Source organism: Candidatus Omnitrophota bacterium (genome assembly GCA_028707125.1).
Lineage (GTDB): Bacteria > Omnitrophota > Gorgyraeia > Gygaellales > JAQTUX01 > JAQTUX01.
Genome location: JAQTUX010000001.1, coordinates 368,807 through 390,819, shown reverse-complemented (window position 1 = coordinate 390,819; position 22,013 = coordinate 368,807). Strand labels below are relative to the sequence as shown.

Sequence of the window (22,013 nt, the reverse complement as noted above, 5' to 3'; positions counted from 1 at the left end):
GGACTAAACCCCGCAATTCTCCAGCCCTTCCCTTTTTATTATGTTCTCTTCTAAGAAAGAGGCCCATTCATTACAAGGGCAGGAATCGGATTGACATGGCAGAGGGCCGTCAAGCAGCTTAAAATCACTCTGAAAGAAGTTGCCAAGCGCTTCACGGCTGCAGCATCCGCCGCACCTGGTAACCGCGCCGTCGGGATGTATACAGGCGTAGAGGCACCCGGCATAACAAAGCTTGCCGCGGGGGGATGATATGGGCCTGGTCTGAAAATTCTCTCCGCCGCGCTGGGCCAACTGGGGGCTGATGATCTGCTTCTCTTCTTCCGTGTAGGCCGCGGGATAATCCTGGCCTTTATATTCTCCCCAGAAAGAAAGCACGGCAAAACCGATCCCTTCCTTCTTAAAGGCCATCCTGTAGGGATCAAGCTGCCTGAGTTGAGGAGGGTAAGCCAGATAGGTAATACCCTGTGTAAACCCCGCCTCCTTCAACGCCTTTGCCTTGCCCAGGAATTCCTCAAAACGGGCAAACATGGGATGGAATGTAGGATTTATCTTTATGCGCGAAGGATCACATTTACTTAGAAGATCTTCAACGGAACAGGACAGGTTAGTATTGATATTGATCCTGTGCATGGCTGACAACTCTCTGATGATCTCTGTGAAATCGGGATAGAGGAACGGCTCCCCGCCTAATATATCTATTGACGCCTGCCCGTACATATCATAGATCCTGGCCCAGGCACCTATTAATTCGCTTACGGGAAGATATCTGTTATTTAAACTAAGGTCTCCCCACTTGCGATGCCACCAGCAATAAGAACAGCGGTAGTTGCATTTATAAATAATGTCCCAGCTGAAAGAAACCTGTTTTCCGGTCATCGCTGTTCCTTTTGCATTTGATATGCGCGCAACCATAACTCTTTGTTGCTGCCGACCTTCTCCTCTACAGAAGCGGGGACATCAATCCCCAGAGATTTTGCGGCCAGGCAAAACTCCTCAAATCTGCGTATCCTCTCCGGAAGGTTGTTTGCCCCTTCCCCTGCCTCCCAGAATATCGAATCGCTGCCTGACAAGATGCCGAATTCTTCGGCATGCCCATAAAGATACGTGCCTTTATCTATAGAGCAAAATGATTCGCTGGGCAAAACCTCATCTATAAAATCTTTGTTCCTCCGTAAGAACTCCAGAGTATCGCTGAAATCATCCCTGGACTCCGTGGGAAAACCAAACATAAAGTTCGTGCTGATACGTATTCCAGCTTCACGGGCATAACGCAGATTCTTATCGGCATCCTCTATCCTGAACCTCTTGCCCATATCGTTTACCACCTTTTGCGAACCGCTTTCAATACCAAGGGCCATGTGCGTGCATCCTGCCTGTCTCAATTTTTTCCACAATTCTGCTCCCATGTCCGGCCTGACAACGGCCTGAGCAGACCAGTTAAACCGGCGCAGATAACCTTTGCCCAAAGCGCCTATCGCCAGATCACAAAAATCCTCCAGTGCCCGGAGGTCGCCGTTTACCAGGAGGTCGTAAAACTGGAAAGAACGAACATCCGGGTATTGCCCCATATGATAGGAGATGTCGTTAAAGAGCTTGCTTCCGGAGCCGCAACGATACCTGCCCCAGAATCCGTGGCCGGTACAAAAAACGCATCTTTTAATACACCCCCTGCTGAACAGCACGGGAAGCGAATTGGGGAATAAGTATTCCGCGGGCACAAAATCGCTGAAATCAGCCGGCGGCAGGGCATCAAGATCATCTACCACACAGGGATCCCTGCTAACGTCACTGCGGACATTTTTCTTTGTAATTACTCCGGCGCAGCCTGAGATGTCTTCTCCTTTCTCTATAGCCGAAACCAGGGCGCATATAGTCAAGTCGCCCTCGCCTATCGCTACCGCGTCAACAAACTCATACGCTATCATTTTTCTATAGGACATAAAGCACTGGGGCCCGCCGAAGACTATCACACGGCTCCCGTCCCTTGCCTTTATCCTTCTGGCTATCTCTAAACTCATGCGTTCTGTCGTATAATAAACAGACAGCCCTATTATTGAGGCCCCTGTATTCAATATCCTGCCAACGTAATAATCCACTATCTCTTCGTGCTCCTGTATAAACATAGGAACGGTATCCTCACCGTCCCTGCCGGGCATGCCCCATCTCGAATCATTCTCTTTGCGCCATAATACCTTGTAATGCTCTTTGCACTGGTGATAAAGTTTGACGTTGAGGTCAAAGACGGCGACTTCCCTGCCTTCCTTTCTCAGGTTGGAAGAAAGCAGGCCCAACGCCAGATGCGGCATATCTATAGACCAGGCGGGACAGAGGACCAATGCTACCTTCATATTTTATCAATACCTGTTTTCTCGCTCATTTTAAACCAATTCGCGAATGGGATCCTTATCGGCCCTCCCTGCTCCGCATAAAACGATAAGAAAACCGTCCCTTCATCGGCGATATCCCCTGAATCCAGCGCCACATTACCATCCGCGCGTATTAATAACAAATTGCCAAACACAGGAATCAATTTCATGCTATCTCCCTTTTGCGGATACAAGATCGGCGTATTCCCCAGTAAAACAGCAACCGGCCTTTTCCCGGATAGGCGCAGGTCCTGGATCATAGAATGGTTTTCCGCCAATTCGACCTCCGCCCCGATATTATAATTAACGCAATCCAGGGTAACCACGCCGATATTCAACCCATGAGTCAATAGTTTTACATTACCCAAGTCGCGCTCTTCCGTTTTTCCGTTGCCCTGGAACCTGATCTTTAAAGGCATATTATCTTTAAGCTCAAAATTTAACGGGATAAATTGGGCGTCAAGAATGCTGACGCCGCTACGCTTAACGGCAAGAAGCGACAAGAAACCTTTATTTCGCAGGTCAAAATAAGGCCCTCCCGACACGGCATCTATAAAACGCCCTATTTTGGCGTTATTCATCTCAAATGCCACTTCCTGTAATCGGGATAATGCTAACTTTTCGTCTGCCTGGCTGCGGCCGGGCCGGCTAACCTTGATATCTCTTGTCTGGATCAGGTTCAAGGCGCTTTCCGGCCTGTTCGTCGCATAGCCAAATATTTGTTGGGCGAGAATAAAATTCCCCCAAGAAGAATTGTGGCAGCCAAAAGCCGTGTAAGGAAAATGTATCGGCCTGTACAATAATCTGGAAAGGATATTGTCTTTATCTATCTCTTCGGCCAGGCTGACTAATTTATCATTGTAATTCGCGAAAATAACCTGTGGCGCCTTGTCCGCCATCTTTCTCAAAAGTATCTTATAAATAATTCGCATCTCTCCGGCTGGATCGGCCTTATAATAGAACGGGTTCCTTATCTTCCTGCCGGGAGCTAAACAGGCAAGCGGCGCCCGTATAAACGCGGGGGCCTCCAGATCATACCTGAGATATCTCTTACAAGGGATGAATCTCCAATAGTCAAGAACGATCTCCTTATAAGTGCTGCCTCTTGTATCTATGAGTTCAACATCGCTATCTTTTAAAATATATCTTGAATGAAAAAAGTGGGTATCGCCTTTTAGATAGGTCTCCCAAAAAGGGAAAAATGTATTATCCCTGTCATGCTGAAAACACTCGGGGCCAAGAACAACCAGGTCAAGGCCGTATTTTATGCCCAGATACTGCCATAAAATGAACGCCTGGTGGAAACCCCCTCCGGGTATGCCGAAATTAATGACCTCAACATTCTTGAAACCATTGTCTCTGAAAATATCTTGTAAAAGAGAAGGATAATCGTGCGCCTTGTCCACTTCGTCGCCGTAAGTAAGAGAATCACCGAAACAGCCGATGCGGATCACGCCGCTATCCTTCTCTTCTCTAAAATTATCAAATCCGCTCTTTTTGCCGCTGCCCAGATAGGGCACAATGCGCCCGGCCTTTTTTTCTAATTCCGTAAGCTGCCGGCTCTCTAAATTATCGGGGATCACTTTCTGTCTATAATGAAGATAAAAGATATAATCAAAGAAGAATACCGTCGCAAGAAGATATATAAAATACCTTATCCAATAAAGTACCGGCTTTTTATAGATCATTTTCAATTTTCTTTCACCTCGGCGCGCCTCTCCAATAAATTGTATGATTCGTAGGGGCAGAAGTCCAAAGGACAAACCATAAAGTCCTTTAGCAAATTAAAATCACTGTGCTGTATATCCCCTAAACACAAACCGCTCTGGCTGCAAGGAAAGACCTTGCCCGTTGCCTTAATGCAGGCATAACGGCAGCCCGCATTGCAGAGCCTGCCTTTGGGCGAGATCTTTTGCGCCAGATACACATATTCTTCTTCAGCCATATCCGTTATCGCGCCAAGCTTCTCTTTATCGTCATCGCGGGCGATCACCCCCAGTGCGCCGTCCTTGTTCCCCCGTAACGGCACAATACAAAAATCCAACCCGTTCTCGTTTATTTTCTTCTTATAATGATCCACCTTTGCCATTTGCGGGGGATAAGCCACGAAGAACACCAATTTGTATCTTATCCACTGCTTTAGAATGACGGCCTTCGCAAGAAAGGCCTCAAAGTCCGCGAAAAGGCTGTGATATGTCGGCGTCACCAATACCCTCTTCGGGTCAAGATCCCTGTTCAAGAAATCCTCGGCGGGCCATGAGAAATTAGTGCATATAATAACGGAATGCATCGCCGAGATCCTCCGCGCTATATCAAAGAAATCCGGGTATGTCGTGGGTTCCGCGCCGGAAATAGTTATGTTACAAGGGCCGTATTGTTCATATATCCTTTTCCATATGCGCTCCCATTCCAAGGCACTGAGACGCAGGTCCTGGCTTGAGGCATCCTCCCAGCGGCAGCAATAAGGACAACGGTAATTGCAGCTATAGCAGATCTCCCAGGAGAATTCTACGGGGCCCTTCCCCTTATCTGTCTTTATCATAGACCGTGGCGTAATTGTGCATGGAAAGCCCCAGCGACTCTATGAACCTGTTAAATTCAGCGGCGCGCCTTGAACGCTCTTCCTGGGTATTAAGCCCGTCTTTGGTAGACCAGCTCCCCCCTTCCATGGATACGCCGAATTCCTCATGATGCCTGCAAAGATAGGTATTATCTCCGATATAACACTCGCTGGGATAGTGCACTATATCTATATAGTCCTTATTTCTCGCGATAAAATCCATGGTTAACTTAAGGTCTTCTTCCGTCTCGCCGGGAAACCCCACGATGATCCCGACCGTCACCTCAATGCCCGCGTTATGGGTATCGCGGATCAGGCGCTGGGCGTCCTCTATCCTGAAACCCTTGTTCATCCTGTCTATTATTTTCTGCGAGCCGCTTTCAAGCCCGTAGCCTATATTCTCGCATCCGGCGCGCCTCATTCTTGACAACAGCTCATAGGTAGTATTGGAATGCAGCATTGCCGCTCCGCCCCATCTTATAGACAAGCCATCCTGGATTATAAGGTCGCACAGCCCGGAAAGAGCGTTTATATTAAGGTTAATGGCGGTATCAACCACCTCAAACTTCTGAACTTGAGGGTGTTTGGCGATCTGCGCCTTCATTTCGGAGAATATATTATCCGCCGAACGGGAGCGGTATCTCTTCCAGGTGACCGCGCAATTGCAGAAAACACACCTCCTCAGGCACCCCCTGTTGAACAGAATGGGCAGGGAAATACCGCTGCGATATCTGCCTACATCAAATCCGGAGAAATCAGGGAACGGGATGCTGTTTAGATCGCCTATTTCCTCGCGCGCCGCTGCCGGGATAATGCCTTTCGCCCCCTTTAACCAGGCCCCGGCCACATCCTCCAGGCCGGCCTTTCCCGCCAGCATATCCACTATCTCCGTGAATGCCGCCTCTCCCTCTCCCTGCACAACGGCGTCAACAAAATCCTGAGAGATGAACTGCTCTGCCCTGAAACTGCAATCCGGCCCTCCAAAAATAATGAATTTATCCGGCGCCCTTTTTCTGACTTCGGCGGCCAGGAACATCCCTACATCCCTTGTGGTGGACCACATAGTAAAACCCACTACCTCAAACGGGGAAGCGGCGACCCATTCCAACCAGGGCTCAAAAGTATCTCTATGGCCTTGTATGAAATTAGACGTGAAGCAAGGATCAAACCAATCGCTTTCGCGGTATCCCTTGCGCATATCCAGGCCGATATTGAGATCAGAGATCAGTACATCGGCCCCCGCCTTACGCAAAGAAGACGCTAAATACCCTATGCCGATAAGAGGCCAGTTGCTGAACATGGCAGGGGGGATGACCAGGCATACCTGCATATTTATGCCTCCCTAAGGTCGTTGCAAGGGCAAGAGTCGGACATACATGGTAACGGGTCTTCCCAGAGGCGGAATCCCTCGTCTAAAAAACAGCCTAATTCGTTGTTCTCCTGCTGCTGGCCGCACCTGACCACATGTCCGTCGCCGCGGATAAGCGCGAACCTGTTGCCTGCCCGGCAGAGCCTTCCTCTGGGGCTGGCGTGGTCCAGATTAAGCTCGATCCTCCGGGAATCATTCAAATAAGACCTCAATATCTCCCTTTCCTGCTCATTATATCCCGACGGGTAATCCACGCCTTTGTATTCACCCCAGAATGCCGTAACCGAAAACTTCAACCCGTTGCCGTTGAACTCCTTTTCAAAATATTTTAATAGATTGAGCTGCGCCGGATATGCCACATACTGCACCCTGAGAGCAAATCCTTTGGATCTCAGTAAGACCGCCTTACGGGTAAACTCTGCCAGGCCGATAAAGGAAGGATGAAAACTCGCCTCAAGGCCTACCGCCTGATTATCCGTCTCTGCGGCAAAACGCTCGATGAACGGCAAAGACGCGGATAAGTTAGTGGTGATCCTGATGGTATGTTTCAGAGACAGCTCTTTTATCAACTCTATAAAAGAAGGGTAGATCAACGGCTCGCCGCCTGTAATCTCTATATAGGCGCTGCCGTATAGCCCATAGATCCTGCTCCAGGCGCGCGCCCATTCATCCACGGAAGGATAGAAATTTATACCGGACAGCTTTACCCATGTATTATAGAACCAGCAGTAAGCGCAACGGAAATTGCACCTGTAATGAATATCCCATATAAAACGCACGTTGGTAAAAGAATTTATCTCGCTCATTACCTCAAAACAACGGTTGACCTCTTATCCATCCTGTGCTCAATTGTAGTCCACTGAGGCAGCCACTTCTCTTCGTCCCTGCCTACCGCCATCGCCTTAAAGCAGGGGCACTGCTTCACATCGCATGGCTGCGGATATTCCAAAAGGCGGAAATACCTGTCCCCGATATTGCCCAGCTTCTGGCTGCCGTCAGCGCAGCACCTCCTGACATCGCCGTTAACGAATACCTTGGCGTACATCTGGCCCATCCTGCATAAGACAGCCCCTCTTGACTGCTCTTCCCGGCTTTTGGTGCGCCAGTCATACCAAAGCTTATTGAGATCAGGCACATTTGATCTTTCGGCTACCTCCCGCATCTGCTCCAATTCCTCAGATCGATATTCTACGGGGTATCTCCTGCCCTCGTAATCGCCGTGAAAAGGAATGCACTTAAAATAGATCCCGTTACCCTCCACGGCCTCGCGGAATCTGTCCACCTCGCCCATAAATGCCGGATAGGTCACAAAGGTAAACGTAACGCACAATCCATGATCCCTGAGGATCCTGAGGCGCTGCACAAAGTCCTCTATCTCGTTATACTCGGGATGAAAACTGGCTGATATGGATATGCTTTCATTCTTGAATCTCCTGGCGAATGCCTTGACGTCAAAACTGAGGTTGGTGGTAATATCCACCACGTTTGTCTGCGACAGCAGGTCCACCAGGCCGTAAAAATCACGATACACCGACGGCTCTCCGCCCGACAAACGCACGTGGCTGACGCCGTAGAGGCGGAACAGCCGTTCCCAGATACCTTCTAACTGTTTAAGCGTAAATGCCGGCTCATCCTCTATTTTAGGCACCGGGCAATACGAACACCTGTAATTACAATTGAATGTTATCTCCCAATTCCAATTTATGCGGTATGGCGGGTAGTCGCGCGGGAATAACGGAGATATTATATCCCTCTGTTCTTTCACTCCTGCTCCGGACGCCTGTTCCGTAGGAGTTTCCGTCTTATCCGAAAACGCGAAATCCCCTTCAAGTATATTGCCCAGGGCGGCTGCGTCATATTCAAAGCCGCACCTCACCACTTCTCCGTCCGGCTTTACCAGGGCGCGGCAGTATCCGGCATCGCACAGCGCGCATTTCTGCGCGGGCATATCCTTCATCTCCTGCCGCGGGCCGCTGACCGCGGTATCCGCGATACCGAGAGCGCGCATCTCTTCATAAGTATAAGAGCGGGGATATTCCTCTTTGCCGTACTTACCCGCGTAGGCCGCCGGCGTGAATACCAATCCTTCTGAGAGGCATCTTTTCCTGACACTGCTCATCTGCTCCAGTTGCGCCGGGTAAGCGACATAGCGCACGTTAACCCCGAAGCCGGCCGATCGCAGCATCCTGGCCTTATAAATAAAACCGTTTAGCTCGCTAAAGGCGGGATGGAAAAACGGCTCCAGCTTAACGCGGTCCTTATCGCAAGCGGCGATGAACGCGGCAAGGGCGTCCTTAGACAAAAAAAGGTTGGTCTTTATCGTCAATCTATGGTTACCGGATAATGACGCGGCCAGCTCAATAAAAAACGGCTCTAAAAACGGCTCTCCGCCGTCAATCCTTATATCCAATTCTCCATGGCGCCTGTGTAAGCCCTGCCAGGCATCCAGCCATCTTGCGATATCGGCCCGCGACTTAATGGCGCCATCCATCAGCCTGAGCTCGCCAAGACGGCAATACGGACAATAATAGCCGCATCTGTAGCCCAGATGCCATATTATATGATATCGGTTATCTAACATATATTATCGTATTCATTACAAGGGCAGACATCTGCCTCGCAGGGCAGCGGCCCCTCAAGCAGCGAAAAGCCGTCATTCAGTATGTTGCCTACGGTCCGGTCGAACAACTGACCGCACCTCACAACGTCTCCGTTGGCATGTATGACCGCGTATTTATATCCGGCATTGCAGGGCCTGCCCTTCGGGCTCTTGCCTTCCATATGATAAGTCATCCTGTCGATATCGCCTATGAACGGCCTCATGAGCTCCTTATCTTCTTCCGTATACCCCCGAGGATATTGAACTCCGCCGTATTCACCCCAGAAAGCGGCAAGCGCGAACCTTACCCCCTCCTCTTTAAAACGCCCGCTCAAATATGGTATCTGTTTCATCTGGGGGGGATAGGCAAGGTAACATACGCCGCAATCAAACCCGGCGTTGTTCAATATGTGCGCCTTTTTAAATACCGTGTCCAGGCCGATAAACAGGGCGTGATAATTCAGGTCTAAACTTACCCTCTCCGGAGTGATCTCTCTGACGAACTGCTCAACATTACCGGAAAGATTAGTCGTGATCTTGATCAGATGGACCTGCGACAGCTCCTTGACAAGCTCAATAAAGTCGGGATAGGTGAACGGCTCGCCGCCGACTATCTCAATCTTCGCTTCCCCGTACTTATCATATATCCTCTGCCAATGGGCCCTCCATTCCCGCGGCTTAAGGTAAACATTCTGCCTCGCGGCATCCGCCCATCTTTTATAGTACCAACAATATGGGCAACGATAGTTGCAGCTGTAATGTATATCCCAGGTGAATTTAACCATTAAAAATTATCCCCCCAGCATATATCTATATTCTCCTTCACGCCGCGGTGTATAACATGGGATTTAAAATCGTTTACCGCCGCGGGGTTTGCCCGAAAACAATGTTTGGCGCAGCTTGCCCGGCCGTCTATCAATTTCTCTCTTAATCCGATGTAATAGGGGCTGTTCCATATGTCATCCATAAAAGACCTGCCTTCTTCCAATACCAGACCGCAATCCTCAGAGGCATCGCAAGGAAGCACGTGCCCGGCCGCGTCCAGCATAAGCTGGCTCCAAGGTTCACGGCAGACCCCTGTATCAGGGTATGAGCTCTGGTTGAATTTAGGCGGCAGAGAGATCGCTACCCCTAACTTGGCTGCCAACGCCCCTGCCTCATCCAGCATCCTGTTGGTAAACTCTTGTTTGAAAAAACAGGAAAGATACTTCTGGGCGTGGACATATATATAGTTGTAATAACAGACCACCTCGTCCGCCCCGACCTGCTTTGCCAGCCGGACAAAATCCGGCAGGTCCTCAATGTTCAAGGTGGTGGCGACAAAAATAAGCTTAACCCTCAGGTTATCCTTATGCCTTTCCTGCCGCTGTCTAAGGATATAATTTACCTGGCTCACTATCCTGTAAAAATTATCCATCCGGGTAAGCGCGGAATGCAGCTTCTTATTAGAACTGTGCAAAGAGACGTGGATCGTATAAGGGCTCTTACTGGCAATGATCTTATCGCACACCGGCTGGACCAGCGAAGAGCCGTTGGTGGAGAACATCTTTTCGCAGTCCGGGAAGGCGTTATCAAAATAATCAAGTATATCCAGGGAGTTGGGCAGCTGCAGGAACTCTCCGGAGCCGGTCATAATAATACGCTGGGCCCGCCTGAGGAAGGGATAAAATGAATGATTGAACCTCGCCTTATGCGCCTCCAGGTCAAACATGTCATAGCCGTGGCCGCGGGAGCAGAAGACGCAGCTTGAGTTACAGGTATTTGCCGCCTGCACAAATATTGCCGTAGGCGATGACTGCAGGCGCGTCTTCCTTCCGTTGTATTCCTCGTCGTTTAACCTTGTATTCTGTTCAGCGCTCATCTCAGAAGCCCCTCCACTTTTTATCTCTATTTTGCGTTCCTCTTCCTCCGGCATGACCGCCCCTTCGTCGCATGGGCAATATTCGGCATCGCAAGGCAGGGGCCTGTCATGAAGCGTAAAATCATCGTCAAAAAAGCTGCCTATAAGGTCTCTCTCGCCTATCTGGCCGCATCTGGCGACCTTGCCGTCGGGAAAAATAAGGGCGGCCTTCCTGCCTGCCGGGCAAATACTGCCCTTCCTGCGCACCTTCTGGAGCCACTGCTCATCAGCTCCGACTATCCTTTTTTCATCTTCGGAATATGAATGAGGGTATTCTCTGCCCTCATATACCCCCCAGAACGGGATTATTTTTAACTGCTGCCCTATGGAATTGAACCTTTCTATATGGGCCGGTATGTCCTTTATATAGGGCGGATAGGCGACAAAATTTATGCAGCCGTCAAAGCCGCTGCCGCGCACAAACAAGACCTTCTTCAGAAAATGATCAAGGTGTTCAAATTCCGGCTGAAAACTTAAGGAAAGCGATACCTTGCCGGGGTCAATATGCCTGATAAATCCTTCCAGGTCTCCGGAGGCATTGGTGGAGATGTTTATGTGAGCGCTGATTTCAGAGAGCCGCTTGATCAACTCTATGAAATCAGGATAGAGAAACGGCTCTCCCCCGGTAATGATGATCACCGGCGGGCCGTAAAGCTTGTGTATTCTGTTCCAATGCCGCATCCAGCCGTCAACCGGTAAATACACGCTTCTCTTCCCATACTCCTCCCATTTGCCCTCAAAAAAACAATAAGGGCAGCGGAAATTGCATTTATAGTGGATGTTCCAGGTAAACCTTACGGTATCAGCATAATCCATTATCAGTATTCCGTCTTTTTTTCAGCGCAACACACAGCCCTGCTGCAGGGCTGCCGCGCGGGGGTGAAATCTATGTCAAAGAAATTACCTATAAGTTCCTGCGGCCCTAATAGCGGGCAGCGCCAGATCCTCCCTGTTTCAGATATATAAATATCCTTAACTCCCCATCTGCAATCCTGGGCTGAGCCGCCTGTCGCGGGCTGCGCGCCTCCCGCATCTGCCTCAGGCGCGTCCGATATATTAAGCATCCTTTTAAATTCATCGCTGTAGGCATCGGGGTATCTATCCCCCCTGTAATCCCCTATATACGGATTAATTTTTAGAGGTATGTCTAAAGGCGCCCTGCGAAAATCCTCAATATATAACGGCACATTATCCACATAAGCGGGATACGCTACCATATTTGCATGTACGGTAAAATCGGACTTTTTCAGCAGAAACAACCTCTTCAAAAAGTCATCCGTCTTAATGAATAAAGGGTGAAACTGGCTGTTGATAATTATCTTGGCCGGATCAAGCTGTCCAATCATAAAATCCACCTCGCAGGATAACGCGGTAGCGATATGTATGGGATAATAGATCTCCTGCAAGGCGCTCACGATATTCCCTATACCGGGGTAGGACAACGGCTCTTCATTAATGATTATCTCGCACCTGCCGTATCTGGCGTGGAACTCTCTCCAATACACCATCCACTCATCGCAGGAAAGCCGGGTAGTAACCTCTCTGCTGGTCTGCCGCTTGTGGGCATCAGGACAGTAAGGGCACATAAAACGGCACTCAGACGTCAGTTTCCAGAAAATCCTCAAATTATACTTATCGTTTACCACTATCACCAGCCATATCCCTGTCGTAGGAGTCCAGCATTGACGCAACCATTTCATTATCGGGATTTATCTTTTTGTATTTAAGAAGGCAGTCCAACGCCTTATCGCGGTCTTTAATATAATCATAATAGCAGGCCAGGCTGAACCACCTTTCCAGCTCTACAGATGTCTGAACGCCGCAGCCCACCTCAATGCCTAACGAGGCGGCAAGCAGAGAAAACCTTTCGCAGCGCATCAGCCGTTCAGGGTAGGTATTAGTGCCGTCCTTCAGCCGCCAATACAAATGATTGGGATATGGGACCTCCACTCCGAACTCTTCCGGATGCGAATGAAAATAGCTGTTTTCCTCTATGGCGCAATATGTCCTGCTGGGGTATGCCCGGTCAAGATACGGCGCGTTCTTCTTCAGGAATCCCAGCGTAAGCTCAAAATCCTCCTCTGTTTCTCCGGGAAAGCCGAACATAAAATTCCCTGTAGTCATTATGCCGGCGTCATGGGCCGCCTTTAAGACCCTGTGCGCCGCCTCCACATTATAGTTTTTCCGCATCAGGTTGAGCACTCTTTGAGAGCCGGACTCTATGCCGAATATAAGATGCACGCAGCCGGTCCTTCTCAATCCTTTCATTAATTCCAGTGTCATCTCCGGGCGGATGATGGCGTTGGCGGTCCAGTAAATCTCCCTGGAGAACGGCCTTCTGGATACGCAGTCGCAGAAATCAAAAAGCGTCTTCATATTGCCGTTGATCAATAAATCCATGAAATTAAAATGGCTTGCCGTGTGGATCCTGCACAGGCGATAGGCGATCTCATTATATATCCTCTCGCCGCTCATCGCGCGATATCCCGGCCAGAATGAGCGCGAACTGCAGAATGCGCAGCGGAACACGCAGCCGCGCGAGGCCATAAGGATTATGTGGGCCGCGTCGTCGTAATCGCCAAGCGGCATGCCTGTAAAGTCAAGGAACGGGAGTTCATCCAGGTCCTTGATCAACTCGCGGGCGCCGGTGTTGATTATCTCGGCGCCCTTCTTGAACAAAAGCCCCCTGCAGAGAGAAGGGTCGCCGCTGCCGCTCAATATATCAAGAAGATGTATTATGGTCTTCTCTCCTTCGCCGTATACGACAAAATCCAGGAAATCATTATCTAATATATCCATGGATCTATCCGGTTCATAAAACAGCGGGCCTCCGAATATCACGCTGGCCTTATTCATCCTCTCTTTAATAAGGGATGCTATCCTTATGCTGGCTAACCTGGAAGATGATGCCACCGAAAAACACACGGCGTCGGCATTGAACAGGCGGATCATATTGATAAACCTCTCCACCGCCTCCCTGTTGTCCTCAAAGAACCTGTCCACATACTCTTTCTTATGCCAGAACTCGCAATGCTCCCACGCCCACATATCCCTGTATTCGGGTTTTCTATTTTTATATAATTTTATATTGATATCCAGGACAAATACGCTGTGCCCCGCATCCCTCAGGCAGGCGGCCAATTGGGCAAGCGCCAGGGGCGGATCATAAGTCCCCCAGACAGGGCTTTGTATCAATACAACTCTCATGTTTTTTTATTCCCGTTGCCAAAAAACGAGTGGCAGGACATGATGTCCAGGTTTATCAGGCCCAGATGCCTGCACCCCACACAGATATTGGCACCGTTTGTATTTACTTTGTCCCTTATAAAGGCCCGGCTTAAACGGTAATGCTCGTTATTCCATATCTCTTCAAACGGCTGCAGGAATATATTGCCGAAATCATCCTTCTCATCCTCTACCGAACAGCACGGCGACACAGAGCCGTTAACATTTACGACAAATGTCTCCCACGGCCAGTTGCAAAGCTTGTCCTGAGGGCTTACAAAATACTCCTGCGTTTTCCCGCTTCCCGATACGCCGTCTTCGGGATCAACAATGTAATTACTGTATTCTTTACGGGTGGGGAACCAATCTTTATCTCCGATGAACGCCTTGGAAATGCCTATGTGGTCCACGCCCAGCTCTTCGGCAAGCGCCCGCGCCCGTTCGATCTCATGCTCATTATGCCGGAAGACCAGGAACTGCCAGGAAACGTAGGGTGTATGGCTGTTCATCTCTTTTTTCTTTCTCAAGAGCGCCTTGAGCCCCGCCATTACCGCCTCAAAATCTCCGCCCACCCTGTATTTGGAATATGTCTCCTGGCTTAAGCCATCCAGGGAAACTATGACCTTGTCCAGCCCGGACTCGATCATCCGTCCTGCCGTCTCTTCGTTAAAGAAAGTAAAATTTGAATCCATTTTGGTATCAACGCGATACTTTTTGGCGGTCTTTATCATTTCAAAAACTTGTTTATTCAAAAGCGGTTCGCCCCAGTTGACAAAATCTATGTGTATAAGATACTTGCCTAACTTATCTATTATTCCCTCAAACCGCTCAATAGGAAAGACCCCTTTCTCCCTTGAGCCCCTGCCCTGCCCTGTCGGGCAGAACGGGCATTTTAGATTACAAATATTGCTGGGGTCGATGACCAGCCAGTAGGGATAGCCGCTCACGACCTCTTTTCTCCGGGCCTTCTCATTCTCTATCAGAATAAAATTATACAGCTTATCCCACAGCTTGTGCGCGTACAGGGCGTTTGCTATATTTCTTTGCTTCTCGTTGAAATTCTGGTCGTGAAATATCTGCTCCAGGCCGGCCTCAAAGTCAACCTTAAGCGAAAGTGAAGTGGCCAGCAGGGAATTCCCTCCCTCGCCGCATTTATCGCGGCAGGCCCTGATCTTATCGGCGACGTAATCATTGCTTGATTCTGACTGCTGAGACCTAAGATAACAATCCAATGCCTGCCTGTAATCGCTCTTAAAGTGATGGTAATCTCCCAACAAAAGCCACTTGTCCGGCTTAACGCTCAATACGCCGGATGTCTCGGGCAGGCCAAGTGACAATGCCAGCCCGCAGAATTCTTCGTATCTTGCCTGTCTGCGGGGGTAGGTATTGCCCCCCTCCGCCTCCCAGTATAAATGATGGTCCTGGTCCCGGATGCCGAATTCTTCCGGATGCGTGTGCAGATAGGTGCCTTTGTCTATTACGCAGAATGACTGGCTGGCCAATACCGAATCCACGTACGGCCTGACCCTTTTTAAGAACTCAAGCGTCATCTGAAAATCGCTTTCTGTCTCGCCCGGTATGCCGAACATGATATTGATCTGGGTGCTGATCCCTGCCTCGCGCGCGTCACGCAGCATCTGCTCGGCATTCTCATGCGAGTATTTCTTGTTGACGCCATGCACGACCTTGGGGGAGCCGCTCTCAACGCCTATCCCCAACCATTGGCACCCTGCCCTGCGCATCTTATTAAGCATATCTCCGGTCATGGCGGGAGAAACCACTGCCTGGCCGGCCCACCTTACCCCCAATTTATTCTGTATTATGAGATCGCATAATTTCCCGAGCTCCTTGGGGCTGCCGTTCAAGAGAGAGCCGATGAAATAGAAATAATTTATCCCTTTAAAATATGACATCTGATGCGTGATCTCCGCGAACATACGTTCCCCGCTCATGGAACGGAACCTTTTCCAAAACTGCCATTCGCTGCAAAAGTGGCACTGTGTAATGCATCCCCTGCTGTCAAATATGTCCAGCCGGTCAGGTTCTCTGTAAAGGCGCGAATGGATCTCATCGCTGAAATATGAATAATCCGGAAACGGCAGGGAGTCCAGATCCTCGACAACTTCTCTGTCGCCGCAGTCCACAACCCTGCCGTTCTCATATTTAAGCAGGGTCCCTTTGCAGGAGTCAACATAGCCCTTCCTGTCTAAAGCGCCTGCCAGTTCCAGGGCCGTCTCGTCGCCCTCGCCTATCGCTACCGCGTCCACCGCGGCCTTAGCGATCAATTCCCGGCCCCTGAACTCCCTGGCCGCCTCAGGCCCGCCGAAAACAATGAAACGGCTTCTATCGCGCTGCTTTATCATCTCCGCGACGGCAATGCTCGCCAGATATGAACTGAAATGCGTTGTAAAGCCGATGAGTTTCGCGTCGCTGGCCAGTATCTTATCAACCGTAAAGTCCACCATCCGGGAATTATCCCGCAGGAATTTGTCAACCAGGTCCGGGTTATTCCAGAATGAATAGAAGTCCTTGTCATCCCACCATTTTCTGTAATCTTCTGACCCGCTTATATAAAGGGCGTTGTTCAGGTCAAAACAGAATACCTCATGGCCGGCATTCTTATAGAGAGCCGAAAGCAGGGCCATCGTGTAAGGAGGGCAGTCGCGGCCCCAGGCAGGGCACTGTATGAGCGCTATCTTCATATCTTTATCTCATTTAAGATCTTATTATGCAGTTCCGGTATAAGCGTTATATGAGTCCGAAGGTCATTTACATTCTGTCCGCTGCATTTATAGCAGTGTTTGCACCATTCGCCCAGGTCGCGCCTCTCGATCAGGGATCTTCTTAATCTTTGATATCCCGGGCCATTCCAGATGGCGGAAAAATCCTGCTTATTTAAATACCCTATATGGCCGCCGGCAACGCAGCAGGGCAGGACCGAACCCTCTGTTTCTATATATATGTATTGCCAGGGGTCGCTGCATACGATCCCCCCGTTTGACGGCTGAATGGCGCCTGCGGCGCCGAAACGCGGCGGCAGGGAGATCGGCATTCCATAATGCTGCGCGGCCTTTTCCGCCTCGTCTAATTTCTTATTTGTTACCTCCTGCTTGAAAAAACATGACATCTTGAGATGCGCCGTGTTAAAGGCAAGCATATAATTACAATTTATGCCGTCCACGCCCAGTTCCGCGGCAAGCCGCACCAGGTTCGGCAGGTCTTCTATGTTAAGCGCGTTCAGCACGGAAACCAAAGTAATGTGGGGATTGGCCCTGTTTTCGCGCAAAGAAACAAGGTGTTTGATCCGGCTGATAATTTGATGGAAATCCAGCGTCCTGGTCAATATTTTATGGATCTGCGGGTTTGCGGCATGCAATGATACCTGAATGGCGTACCTGCTTTCAACCAGGCGCCTGACAATGCCGTCTGACAGTGTAGAGCCGTTGGTGGTGATCACCTTATTTACCTCGGGGAGCTTAACGTTCAGGTCATCCAGCAGGACATCCGCGTCCGGCATAAGCAATAATTCCCCAAAACCGCATAAATTCAGATAATCGGCCCTGGGAAGGATATCGCCTATCTTCTTCTCAAAAAAATTGCGGTAGATATCAAGAGAGAATACCGCGTGCTCATCCGTACGGCAGAAGGAACATTGAGAATTGCATTTGAAATGCGCGCCTATGCCGATGCCCCTGGGATGCGACTCCAGAATGATCTTGCCGCTGCGAAACTCCTCATCGTTAAGATTGATATTCTCTTCTCTGCTTAAGCTGCCGCGGCAAGACGCTGATCCTCTGCCCTGCGGGGAGGGCGCGGAAAGGGAACTGCCGGTATCGGACTTCATCGTAGCCAGCGCGTTGCTGACAATGGGAAACACTATGCATACCAGCCAGCAGGAACACGCGCGGCAGGAAACAAACCGCCTGATATCTTCGGCTTCTTCAGACAGCCAGAGCTCATCAAACTTACCCATTCTTATGTTTCCGGCTGTCTTCTCCTTGAACACGGGGCAGAAGAACAGGTCTCCATAAGGGTTAAGCATGGCGAACTTGTAGCCGGCAACGCATTCCTTAAAGAACCTCCGGGGGTTGACTTGATGCTCAACTAAATGCCCCCAATAATAAATCTTTGTAAGCAGGTCGACATCGGGGATATTCTCTATTGATCCCGACAGCTCCGTGTAATCGCGGCTGCCGATGATATCCTCTATTATCCTGCGCACCTGGGAACCGATGAGGCCGAGGGTCTGAGCGTCCCAGCGGAACTTCTCCCGGGCCGCCTTAGGCACAACAAACTGCGCGAAGAAATTCAGCCCCTCCCTGTCCGCGAACTCCTTGGCCGGCAGGAGCTGGCCGGCATTATGGGGCGTCAGAGTCATAGTTACCGAGAAATCTATCTGCGGAAAATCGCGCTTTAAAGCCCGCGCCGTCTTAAGCAATCCGTCAAAGGCGCCCGGAACGCCGCGTATCTTATCATGCCAGCCGCCGATACCGTCCAGGGAAGAACCCAGCCAGAGGCCGGGCGCCTTGCCGCCGCTTACGATCTTATCGACATTCTTCATGACCAGATCGCTGTCTTTCGCGTTGGTCAGTATGCCGATCGACGCGCGGGGATAATAACTGTTAAAGAAAGAGACGATGTCGGCTATATCCTTCCTTAAAAACGGCTCTCCCCCGGAAAGGACTACGGTTTTTATGCCCTTAAGAAGCTGTGACCCTTCCACAGAATGCCTGATCTCATCTAAAGACAGGTCCTGGGGCGCCCTGGGAGACCTCTTTCTAAAATCCCATAAATCGCACATGATACATTTACTATTGCAGTTATGCGTCAATTCAATATGCAGCTCTTCCGGCTCACCGCATTTATTCCCTCCGCGGCTATTCTCAATGGCGCGCTCCACCACAGCCCTGGTTTTATCTATAATGCCGATCAGGGGGTCATTTTTTGCTGCCGGCGGCAGGCCGGCGGCAGCCGGGGCACTGACGGGATTGGAAACGAAGTATGGCTGGTCTTGCGCAGCCGCGCCGCTTATAAGCTCGTATTCCGATATTACTTCTTCATACAGCCGGTCCAGCTTATTCCTGATCTTATACCAGTCATACTTTTCTTCCACCAATCTTCTGGCGTTGCGGGCAACCCTTGAATACAGCTCATCATCATTCATCAGCCGCAAGACCAGAGACGCGAACTGTTTAGGCGTGCCCGCTATTAAGATATCCTCTCCCGGCCTCGCCTCTATGCCGTAACTGCCCAATCTCGTGGCCACTACAGGCCTGCCCATAGCCATCGCCTCAAGCACCTTGCCCTTGATCCCGGCCCCGATCTTTACGGCATTGACAAATATGGACGCCTTCTCAAGATATGGCCGCACATCGGCGACATCACCGATAAGCTCCACTCCCGCCTGCCAGGCAAGCTGCCTGACGCGCTCCGTGGGGTGAGAGCCGACTATTAAGATCCTCGCCTTTGGATTTATCTCCCTGATAAGAGGCAGTATCTGTTCGGCAAAGTAAACTACCGTGTGCTCATTGGGATAGTGGGGGTAGTGGCCGATAAAGACCAGGTCGTAACTATTGTCTCGGCGCTCCTTGAAAGTAAAATGCCCTACTTCAACCCCGCTGGGTATATAAGAGATCCTGGCCCGCGGGAAGAACGCCTTCATTTTGCGGCTGTCCTGCCTGGATAAGGTTATAACCCTGTCAAGAAAACGATAGATATAATGGTGATAACGCACCTTTTTCAGGTAATCAAAATAATTGTAGAAGAATGAACTATCTTTCTTCTGATAAAGCGATTTGCCGAAGGAGATAATGCTGGCGTCGTGCTCCGTATAGACAATGGGGATGAATTTGATATATCTAGCCAGATATAGCAGCTCATTTGACTCTATCTGCACTATGTCTATGGGATGGCTGCGCTGTATTTCCCGGAGCTTGTCGATCAGGTCGTGGCTATGCACATATTTATACCTTTGGGGGTAAAAAAGGCTCTTCATTTCCGTCTTGGGGAAGACCGTATAGACCTCCTTAAATACCTGTTTGAGCTCCGGTATGAAGCGGGCTTCATCCTTATTGTCTATCATGGTAAGCAGGATAATATCGTATTTTTCCGCGCAGACCCGCGCCAGAGTATGCATCCTGATCTTGCCGCCGACGGTCAACGGATAAGGCATAAACGGCGTGACCAGAAGAATGGTCCCGCGCCCGGAGGCATCCCTGTGTTTGAAGCCCCTGCGCATAAAATTCCTGTAATACAGCATGCAGCCGTTGAATATCTTCTTATCCGGCACGCGCAGGTATTTCCTGTCCTGGAATTTATGAAGCATGATTAAAGGCAGGTAGCGCAACGCCCAGAGCGAACCCCTTAAAAACGGCATCCTGTATTTATATAGATTTTTCGGCAGCAGCCTCAAATGCTCTTTTACGATCTCCCAGTCGGTGATGTTTTTCCAGGTGAATGCCAGTTCGTTCTTTATCTCCTTATGCCTTTCGTAGCTCAGGGTCGCCCTGCCCTTATGATAAAGCACGCTCGACGGCTCATATATTATCTTCAGGCCCCTTTTCCAGGCGCGGTATCCTATGTCTATGTCCTCCCAGCAATTGGGGCGGTAGATCCTGTCAAAGCCGCCCAGCCAGTCCCAGTCGTTTTTCCTGAATACCATGGCGCCGCCGATGGCAAACAGCGAAGGGCCTGGCTCGCTTATATGCACGGGGTTTTTTGTCTCCGACTCATTCCACAGCCGTATGTAGCCGTCCTCAAAATGCCCCATATGCATGCCCCAGGTAAAGCTCTGTTTATCCCAGCCGTACATTTTAGGCGTTACGGCAAACACATCTTTATCCCGGAAATGCTCCCTTAACGACCCGAGAAAATTCTCCGTCACAATAATATCATTATTGATCAGCACGATTAACTCGTTCTTCGCGTATCTTACGCCTCTGTTGCAGGTAAAGCCAAAACCCCTGTTTCTGCGGTTACGGATAAGGCGCACCTGGGGGAAATTGGACTTTATATAGGCGGCGCTTCCGTCTTTTGAGCCGTCATCCACCACAATAACTTCATTTTCACCGTTTCTGAACCCTTCTGCGGCAAACACGGAAGGCAGGCATTCCTTCAGGAACTCAACGCCATTGTAATTAGGGATGACCATGCTGGTCTTCAGGTCCTCAAAAGAGACGATCCTCCTCTTTATCCTGAACAGCCCTGAAACCGGCGCCGCCAGGAAGGAAACAAGCCCTTCCAGCAGAATAGCTGCGCTCGCTATAAAATATAACGGCATCATAACAAGGACAACGGCCAGCCAGATAAGATCGGTGACAGCCATATGCTCCCGGCGTTGCGGTGGACGCGCGTCCAGCTGGCCGCGCAAAGAATCGATCTCCTGCTTGTCCCGTGATAGCCGGTTGTCTTTTTCCGCGATCTCTTCTCGGACCTTGTCTAACTGAGAACGCAAGATCACGTTCTCTCCCGATAAACTTTTATTATTATCATCAATATCGCCCGCGTCCTTCTTGAGCGAATCAATGATAACCTCCTTCTCTATGAGCTGACCGTCCTTAATAAGCACCTCGTCCATCCGCCCGGCAAGTTCAGCGGTCAGCCTCTCGATCTCGTTCTTTAACGGCTTGAGCTCCGAATCCTCTATGTGTTGCCGAAGGCCGTCCATCTGCGCGTCTCGCTCGGCAAGCTTTGAGTCCCTGTCCTCGTAGGCGCGCCTGAGCTCATCCGCGAACTCATTGAGTTTATTCTGCAGCTCTTCTGACTGCTGCCTGATAATAAGAATGTTCTCTTCCCTGGCAGAAAGCTCCTTCAGATTTACCTGCATCTGGCTAGATAGCTCCTCAAGTTCTCGCCGAAGGCCGTCCATCTGCGCGTCTCGCTCGGCAAGCTGCGAGTCCCTGTCCTCGTAGGCGCGCCTGAGCTCATCCATGCGCTCCTTAAGCTGGGAGTCCAGGCGGTTGACCTCTTCCTGGAATTTATCAAGCTGCGCCTTT

General features: G+C 50.1%; 13 protein-coding genes. All 13 read right to left on the bottom strand.

The features are described from left to right. Nucleotides 1–3 precede the first annotated feature (3 nt). A complete protein-coding gene (locus tag PHR44_01805; protein MDD4909405.1) occupies nucleotides 4–876 on the bottom strand; it encodes a radical SAM protein in 873 nt (290 codons plus the stop codon). Next, on the bottom strand, nucleotides 873–2,348 hold the full coding sequence (locus PHR44_01800) for a radical SAM protein (protein ID MDD4909404.1): 1,476 nt from the start codon (nucleotides 2,346–2,348) through the stop codon (nucleotides 873–875). The genes PHR44_01805 and PHR44_01800 overlap by 4 nt, the downstream gene beginning before the upstream one ends. Then, nucleotides 2,345–4,054, bottom strand: a complete 1,710-nt coding sequence (locus PHR44_01795) for a hypothetical protein (protein MDD4909403.1) — start codon at nucleotides 4,052–4,054, stop codon at nucleotides 2,345–2,347. The genes PHR44_01800 and PHR44_01795 overlap by 4 nt, the downstream gene beginning before the upstream one ends. Nucleotides 4,055–4,056: 2 nt before the next feature. After that, complete coding sequence (locus PHR44_01790; protein ID MDD4909402.1) at nucleotides 4,057–4,908, bottom strand: radical SAM protein; 852 nt, start codon at nucleotides 4,906–4,908, stop codon at nucleotides 4,057–4,059. Continuing rightward, complete coding sequence (locus PHR44_01785) at nucleotides 4,892–6,256, bottom strand: radical SAM protein (protein MDD4909401.1); 1,365 nt, start codon at nucleotides 6,254–6,256, stop codon at nucleotides 4,892–4,894. The genes PHR44_01790 and PHR44_01785 overlap by 17 nt, the downstream gene beginning before the upstream one ends. Nucleotides 6,257–6,258: 2 nt before the next feature. Next, entirely contained in the window at nucleotides 6,259–7,101 is an 843-nt protein-coding gene (locus PHR44_01780) for a radical SAM protein (GenBank protein ID MDD4909400.1), read from the bottom strand. Then, nucleotides 7,101–8,876, bottom strand: coding sequence for a radical SAM protein (locus tag PHR44_01775; GenBank protein ID MDD4909399.1), 1,776 nt, complete (start codon nucleotides 8,874–8,876; stop codon nucleotides 7,101–7,103). The genes PHR44_01780 and PHR44_01775 overlap by 1 nt, the downstream gene beginning before the upstream one ends. Next, complete coding sequence (locus tag PHR44_01770) at nucleotides 8,870–9,679, bottom strand: radical SAM protein (protein MDD4909398.1); 810 nt, start codon at nucleotides 9,677–9,679, stop codon at nucleotides 8,870–8,872. The genes PHR44_01775 and PHR44_01770 overlap by 7 nt, the downstream gene beginning before the upstream one ends. Continuing rightward, entirely contained in the window at nucleotides 9,679–11,610 is a 1,932-nt protein-coding gene (locus PHR44_01765) for a radical SAM protein (GenBank protein MDD4909397.1), read from the bottom strand. The genes PHR44_01770 and PHR44_01765 overlap by 1 nt, the downstream gene beginning before the upstream one ends. Before the next feature lie 2 nt (nucleotides 11,611–11,612). After that, on the bottom strand, nucleotides 11,613–12,446 hold the full coding sequence (locus PHR44_01760) for a hypothetical protein (GenBank protein ID MDD4909396.1): 834 nt from the start codon (nucleotides 12,444–12,446) through the stop codon (nucleotides 11,613–11,615). Then, on the bottom strand, nucleotides 12,427–14,001 hold the full coding sequence (locus PHR44_01755) for a radical SAM protein (protein MDD4909395.1): 1,575 nt from the start codon (nucleotides 13,999–14,001) through the stop codon (nucleotides 12,427–12,429). Before PHR44_01755 ends, PHR44_01760 begins: the two co-directional genes overlap by 20 nt. Next, the gene (locus tag PHR44_01750) at nucleotides 13,998–16,721 is read right to left on the bottom strand and encodes a radical SAM protein (protein ID MDD4909394.1); all 2,724 of its coding nucleotides are present in this window, start codon (nucleotides 16,719–16,721) and stop codon (nucleotides 13,998–14,000) included. The genes PHR44_01755 and PHR44_01750 overlap by 4 nt, the downstream gene beginning before the upstream one ends. After that, on the bottom strand, nucleotides 16,718–22,013 hold a 5,296-nt coding region (locus PHR44_01745), incomplete at its 5' end, for a glycosyltransferase (protein MDD4909393.1). The genes PHR44_01750 and PHR44_01745, both read right to left, overlap by 4 nt.